At 72.9% G+C, this 6,234-nt stretch carries 6 protein-coding genes and 1 pseudogene; 4 read left to right on the top strand and 3 right to left on the bottom strand.

What is annotated here, in order from left to right:
- Positions 1 to 7: 7 nt before the first annotated feature.
- Entirely contained in the window at positions 8 to 1,093 is a 1,086-nt protein-coding gene (locus tag ACWGI8_RS37215) for a DUF5937 family protein (RefSeq protein ID WP_453667859.1), read from the bottom strand.
- A gap of 99 nt (positions 1,094 to 1,192) precedes the next feature.
- On the opposite strand from ACWGI8_RS37215, the gene ACWGI8_RS37210 reads away from it, so the two are divergent.
- Positions 1,193 to 2,449 carry an MFS transporter gene (locus ACWGI8_RS37210; protein WP_453667858.1) on the top strand — a complete coding sequence of 419 codons (1,257 nt, stop codon included), beginning with the start codon at positions 1,193 to 1,195 and terminating at the stop codon, positions 2,447 to 2,449.
- Positions 2,450 to 2,514: 65 nt separating this feature from the next.
- On the opposite strand, the gene ACWGI8_RS37205 is transcribed toward ACWGI8_RS37210, so the two are convergent.
- On the bottom strand, positions 2,515 to 3,297 hold the full coding sequence (locus tag ACWGI8_RS37205; RefSeq protein ID WP_453667857.1) for a DUF4142 domain-containing protein: 783 nt from the start codon (positions 3,295 to 3,297) through the stop codon (positions 2,515 to 2,517).
- Positions 3,298 to 3,417: 120 nt separating this feature from the next.
- Positions 3,418 to 4,131, bottom strand: coding sequence for a peptidyl-tRNA hydrolase (locus ACWGI8_RS37200; protein WP_453667856.1), 714 nt, complete (start codon positions 4,129 to 4,131; stop codon positions 3,418 to 3,420).
- 71 nt (positions 4,132 to 4,202) lie between these two features.
- Between ACWGI8_RS37200 and ACWGI8_RS37195 the strand changes: the two are divergent.
- From ACWGI8_RS37195 to ACWGI8_RS37185, 3 genes and pseudogenes are all read left to right on the top strand, one after another.
- Positions 4,203 to 4,340: pseudogene (locus ACWGI8_RS37195) on the top strand (AIM24 family protein); the annotation flags it as partial.
- 62 nt (positions 4,341 to 4,402) lie between these two features.
- Positions 4,403 to 5,308, top strand: coding sequence for an ABC transporter ATP-binding protein (locus ACWGI8_RS37190; RefSeq protein WP_453667855.1), 906 nt, complete (start codon positions 4,403 to 4,405; stop codon positions 5,306 to 5,308).
- Positions 5,305 to 5,985 (top strand): ABC transporter, encoded by a 681-nt coding sequence (locus tag ACWGI8_RS37185; RefSeq protein WP_453667854.1) that lies wholly within the window; start codon positions 5,305 to 5,307, stop codon positions 5,983 to 5,985. The genes ACWGI8_RS37190 and ACWGI8_RS37185 overlap by 4 nt, the downstream gene beginning before the upstream one ends.
- Positions 5,986 to 6,234: the final 249 nt, after the last annotated feature.

The raw sequence follows: 6,234 nt of genomic DNA, 5'->3' as shown, positions 1-6,234 counted from the left end.
GGACCACTCAGCGCAGTACGGCCGCCAGCAAGTCGGCGCCCAGCGCCGTCAGATCGGGCAGATTGAGGGTGTGACGGACATAACGACCGTGTCGCCGGGCCGTGAGCAGGCCCGCGCGGCGCAGGACGGCGAGGTGGCGGGAAACCTCCGGGGGCGACAGTTCCCAGGCGTGGGCCAGCTCGCCGGTGGTGTGCGGGCCGCGGGCCAGGGTGCGCAGCAGCCGCAGCCGTACCGGATGTGCGAGTGCCTCCAGCCGCAGTGTCACCGTTTCCAGCGATACCGGCTCTGATGGACTCGGCTCGGCCACGGGGTACTGCACCACCGGCTGCCACCCGGGCGCGTGGACCACCACCAGGTGCGGGCTGCCGAAGACACTGGGGATGAAGGTGACTCCGGTGCCGTGGGCGGCGGTCGCCTTGTCCTGCAGCTTGTCCACGATGATGCAGTCGCCGTCCGGAGCCAGGGTGACTGCGCCGGAGACCGATGCGAGGGCCGCCCCGATGCCCTGGCGCTGCAGCAGGTCGTTCTTCAGGCGCAGGTCGGTGGCGACCTGCACGGCGACGCCCGCCCAGGCGGCGTCGAAGAAGGCCTCGGCGCACTGTTCGAGGGTGTGGCGCACCCGCGCCCGCACAGCGCCCGGGTCCGCGAGCAGCCGTTCCGCGAAGGCCTCTTGCCGCGCCCCGCGGGCCTGGGCCAGGTCCAGGGCCCGCTCGCGCGCAGTCGCGTCGGTGAGCGGCGACGGCGCGGCGAAGCGGACCCGGTTGCTGCCGCACGTGGTGACGAGCGCGGCGGTCACATACGTTTCGTCGTCGATCCGGTCCACGTCGTCCAACTCCTCGGCGAGGGTCGGCCTGGGCCGGGCGGGGAGCAGGAAGTCGGCTTGTGAGGAACGCCAGAGGAACTCCGCCTCCCTGAGCCGCTCGGCCAGCTCCGGCCGCAGCCCGGCCCAGACATCCCCGGCCCAGCCGGTGAGCTGCGGATGATGCCCGGGTTCGGCCAGCACGTGCAGCATCGCGGTCAGCTCGGCCAGCGGGGAGGCGGCGAACCGCAGTCGCTCGGACGGCAGGCCGCTGATGTCGATCCTCAACGTCATCCCCTCAGCATCCCTGACCGGACGGCCGGCGACGGCGTCGGTTGACGGTGTGCGTCAACCGACGTAGCAGGCCCGGCGGCCGAACGCACCGTTGACGCCATGGCAACCACCACCAAGATCCAGCCCCGCGCCCTCGTCCGTGCCTCCGGAGGCCCCCGCTATGCCGTCGCCCTGGCCGTGGACGCGCTCGGCACCGGCCTGCTGCGGCCCTTTCTGCTGCTCTACGGGGTGATGGTGCTGAGGCTGTCCGCGCCGGCCACCGGCATCGCCATGACGGTCGGCGTCGTCGTGGGTCTGGTGTGCATGCCCGCGGTGGGCCGATGGCTGGACCGGGGCGCACGCAGCACGGTCGTGGCAGCGTCGATGCTGGTGCGGGTGCTGGGCGTGGCACTGCTGCTGGCCGCCCCGGCGGGGCACGTCTGGCTGTTCGCGACGGCGGCGCTCTTCCTCGGCATCGGCAACCAGGCATGGCCGGCCGCCCACGCAGCTCTCGTGGCCACGGTCGCCCACGGCCGGGAACGCGACACCGCTCTCGCGGGAGGCCGCGCCCTGCGCAACGCCGGCCTGGGCGTGGGCGCGCTCCTCGCCACCGCATGCCTGGCGGGCGGCACCACCGCATTGCAGGCGCTGGCAGCCGTCACCGGGCTCGCCTATCTCGCTGCGGCGGCCTTGGCCTGGTCGGTCCACCTGCACGCGCATCCGGCCGCCACCCCCGCTACCCCGACCACCCCGGCCAAGGACACCGACGCGTCCGCGCCCCGGATGCGCGCGCTGCTGGCCGCCAACGTGGTCTACGTCTTCTGCCTCAACGTCCCCGAAATCGCGCTCCCCCTGGTCCTGGTGACACAGATGCACGCATCCCCGGTGTGGTCGGCAGCCATCTTCGTGGCCAACACGGTGCTGGTGGTCACCCTGCAGGTTCCGGTCACCGTCCTGATGTCCCGATTCCCCCGGCGGAGCGTGCTGGCTCTCGCCGGGGTGGTACTCGCCGCGTCCTACCTCGGCTTCCTCGCGGCCACCTCACTGGGACACGGCTGGGGTGCCCCGGCCGTCGCCACGGTGTCCGTGGTCTGCACCATCGGCGAGATCATCTATGCCGGCAGCGCCACCGCGCTCGTCACCGCCCTCGCCCCGGCCCATGTCCTGGGACGCGCCCTCGCCCGCTTCGAGCTCTCCACGGGCTTCGGCCTCGCCGTCTCCCCGGCGGTCATCACCGCTCTCGCACCCCGCGGCCCGGCCGCCCTCTGGGGCAGCCTCGCCGCTGCGACGCTCCTCTCCGCCTCCGCCGTTGCCGGCGAGAAGGACCGGGGAACGCGGCTCAGCGGTCGCTGCCGCCGGACGCGAGCGGGCTCGTGAGCTCGGCAATCGCCTCTGGCGACGGTTTGAAGCAGCGGCGGAAAGGGCCTGTCCGGCCCCGGCCGTCAGCCTCCCGCCCCCGGCGCCGGGCGGTCGGTGTTGACCGCGGTCGGCGGTCCGGGCTGCGTCGACGGCCGGGACGTGAACGACTGGTCCTGGCCCGTCGGAGCCGCCGGCGTCGGCGCGGGCGGCAGGTTGCCGTTCGGGGGCGGCGGGCCCGAGGGGCTGGCCGTCGCGCCGCCCGCGAACTCGTTGGCGATCGCGTCGAAGTCCACCAGGCCGGTGGCCTCGAGCATGGTGATGTGGTCGAGGACGGTCTGGTTCGCGTCGCTCGCCAGCTGGCGTATCAGCGTGTTGCGGGTGGTGTGCCGGACCTGGGCGATCAGGGCGAAGACCTTGCCGTGCGCGTTGCGCAGCAGGTTCGCGAACTTGTACTCGTACTCCTTGCCGGTCGCTGCCGACAGCTCGCGCAGCCAGCCCTGCTGCTGCTCGTTGGGCTGGTTCGGCAGTTCCACGCCGAGCTTCGCCGCCACATCACGGGCCCGCAGGTCGAGGTCGGTGTGGCCGACGACGAGGTGGTCCCCGGCGTCCTTGATGGCCTTGCTCGGCGCGCGTTCGATCGCCTGCTGGCCCGCCGGCAGCTCCCACAGGCCGGCCAGCCGGACCTTCACGAGGAAGTCGCGGTCGGTAGCGGACAGCGGGCCCCACTGCGTTGCCACGGACGAGGCGTTGAGGTTCGCCTGCCCGGTTCCGGAGCGGTCGGCGTAGGACCATACGGGGAACGCAAGCGCGCCGACAGTGGCGACCAGCGCCGCGATGATGAGCGCTGTCCCGTTGATGCGCCGCAACAAATGTGCCTCCCGAGCCGTTATGCGTATCGCTGAATCAACCGGCAACCGAACCGGCGGTTCAAACTACTTGGCAGTATTGGAAGGTACGTATCAGGGCCCGGTTCTGTTCAGTCCTCCTCAGATGTGCCCAGGACGGCCGGCCACGACCGTGACCGAGCCCGGCGCGATCTCCGTGAAGCCCGCGTCCCGCACCGTCGGCAGACCGCTCGTGGCCAGTTCGGCCCAGCGGCCGGGATGCGCGGTCCGTACGGCCAGCGGGAATCCGGCCTCGCGCCACGCCTTGCGCTCGGCGTCGTCCATGTCCCACCACAGCAGTTGCGCCCCGTGCCCGACCTGCGCCATCTCCTTGCCGGCCGACATGTGCAGATCGGGGCTGAGCCAGATCAGGGCCTGGTGGGGATCGATGTCACCGGCCGGGCCCGCCGTGTCCTGCGGATCCTGCAGCTCCGTCCCCGACACCTGCAGCTTCACCAGCTCCTTGGGCCAGCCGTCCAGCGGCACCGGCGGGAACACCCGTACCTCGGCGGTCTCTCCCGTCACCGTGATGCCGGGGAGCGCCGAGGCCCGCCGCCACTCGGCACCGCGCGCCCGCCGCACCACCTTGCGGATCCGGGCGTCCTGCCAGTCCCGCATCGCCTGCGCCCATTCCCCGTCACCGAGCGAGCGCTCGTCCGAGAGGATGACCAGGACCGCGCGGGCCGCGGTCTCCAGCGCGTCGGTACGCGAAGGCGGAGCGGTCTTCTCGATCCGGACCACGAGCGGAAGGACGTACTGCGGAGCCTCGTCGCGCGTGGTGCGCTCCTGCCGGAAGGGACTGTCGGTGCTGTTCACCCGCTCAGTCTGCCAGCCGCCCGGTCGGCGGTTGTTGGCGGAACAAAAGGCTCCGGGTGACGATGCTCCGCATGAAGAGCGATCTCTTTGCCAGCGAGAACATGGCGCAGCAGGCTTCCGCACCCGGAATGAGCCTCCAGAACGCCAAGTCGATCAAGTACGCCGTCAACGGGGAGATGTTCGCGCGACAGGGAGCGATGATCGGATTCGTGATCGTCAGGCCGAGCGAGCTGACCCAGCAGAAGGCGTCGGCGAACTGAAACTGCGAGGAGTGGGCCGCCGTTACGGCCTGGGCGGACCGTGGGTGCTGCGCGGAGTCGGCCTCGACCTGGCCGCCGGAACGCTGGTCCGGGTCGAGGGCGGCAACGGCAGTGGAAAATCCACCCTGCTGCGGCTGCTCGCCGGGATCGACGCGCCGACCGAGGGACGCATCACGGGACGACCGCGCACGGCGTACGTGCCCGAACGGTTCCCGGCCGCGCTGCCGTTCACCGCGACCGGCTATCTCGTCCACGTCGGCCGTGTCCATGGCCTCGGCCGCGGTGCGGCGGAGCGCGGCGCGCGTGAGTGGCTGGAGCGTTTCGGGGCCGCGGGCCATGCGCGTACGCCGCTGACCGAACTGTCCAAGGGCACCAGCCAGAAGGTCGCCGTGGCCCAGGCGCTGCTCGCCGCGCCGGAGTTGCTGGTCCTCGACGAGGCCTGGACAGGTCTCGACACCGGGGCCCGCGCCGAACTCGACCTGGCCGTCGCCCAGCGCGTCGCCGCCGGAGCGACGGTCGTCTTCGTCGACCACGATCCGCGGCGGCTGGCGGGCGCGGTCGACGTGGGGCATCGCGTCGAGGGCACGGGGCTGGTGCCGGCGCCGGTCACGCCCTCACCTGTGGCGGCCGGAGCGGTCCGCATCGTCGTGTCGGGCCCGCCGGGAGCGGCACTGCCCGCCGGACTGCCGGTTTCGCCCACGCGCGGTGCGGGTGCGGACGATGCGGGCTCGGGCTCGGGGGCCGGTGCGGGTGCGGACGGTGCCGGCACGCACGGCATCGCCGTCCTGGAGGTGCCGGACACCCACTCGGACGCGACGCTGCGGGCACTGCTGACGGCCCGCCCGCCATGGCACGTACGGTCCGTGGCCCCCGTGCCGGCCGCTTCGGACGCCGGGGCCCGCGAGGCGTACTCATGAGCGCGCTCATTCGCTACCAGTCCGCCCTACTGGTGCGCTCGCAGCGCTGGCTGGCGCCCGTCCTCCTGTACGCGGCCTTCCTCGCCGTCGGTGTGCAGTCCGGGCAGCCCGTGCTGGACTCGCTCGGGTACGCCGCCGCCACGCTGTCGCCCGTCACCGCCTGGCTGGTCCGGGTCTGCGCCAACCAGGAGCCCGCCGCCGCCCGGAACATCGTGGCAGCGGCGGCCGGCCCGCCGCGGGTCCACCTCGCCACGCTGGCCACGGCCGCGGGCTGGGCGGCCCTCCTGGGCGCCGCCGGCACGGCCGTCGTCGCGCTGATCAGCAAACCGATGAGCGGCGACAACCGCGTCGCCGTCCCCCTCCTGCCCGCGACCACCGCCGGACTGCTCGCCGCCGCCGTGTGCGTGCTGACCGGCGCGGCAGTAGGCGCGCTGTGCACCCGGCCGGTGCTGCACGGCCGCGGCTGGTCGATCGCGGCCACCGCGTCGGCCTCGCTGCTCGCCCTGGTCCTGACCGGCTCCCCGGCGAACGCGGCCGTCACCGGCCTGGTCACCGGTTCCCGCACCGGGACCGTGCACCACCCGGTGGCCCCGCTCGCGGCGGCGGTGCTGGTCGCGGCCGCGGCGGTCGCCCTGACCTGCCTGCTGAGCCACCGGCGCGACGGCGGCGATAGGTGACGGGTGACGGGGCCCTAAGGGCTGTCCCGTAATCCCTGGCGGGCGCACGACGACAGCTACGGCACCTCGCTGCGTTGGCGGCCGCGGCGGTCGCCCTGACCTGCCTGCTGAGCCACCGGCGCGACGGCGGCGATAGGTGACGGGTGACGGGGCCCTAAGGGCTTGCAGGGAAACAAGGTGTTGCTTCCCGTGCTGGGGATCGTTGGTGTGGTATGCGCATCCCGGACGAGGTTCGTGACCAACTCTCAG

This window comes from Streptomyces sp. NPDC054841, from assembly GCF_053611045.1.
The sequence above is the reverse complement of the archived record's forward strand: the minus strand, read 5'-3'. Positions and strand labels throughout refer to the sequence as shown.

Excerpts from the sequence above, each read along its gene's own strand:
- ACWGI8_RS37215 (WP_453667859.1), bottom strand. The coding sequence starts at position 1,093 with ATGACGTTGAGGATCGACATCAGCGGCCTGCCGTCCGAGCGACTGCGG.
- ACWGI8_RS37210 (WP_453667858.1), top strand. The coding sequence starts at position 1,193 with ATGGCAACCACCACCAAGATCCAGCCCCGCGCCCTCGTCCGTGCCTCC.
- ACWGI8_RS37185 (WP_453667854.1), top strand. The coding sequence starts at position 5,305 with ATGAGCGCGCTCATTCGCTACCAGTCCGCCCTACTGGTGCGCTCGCAG.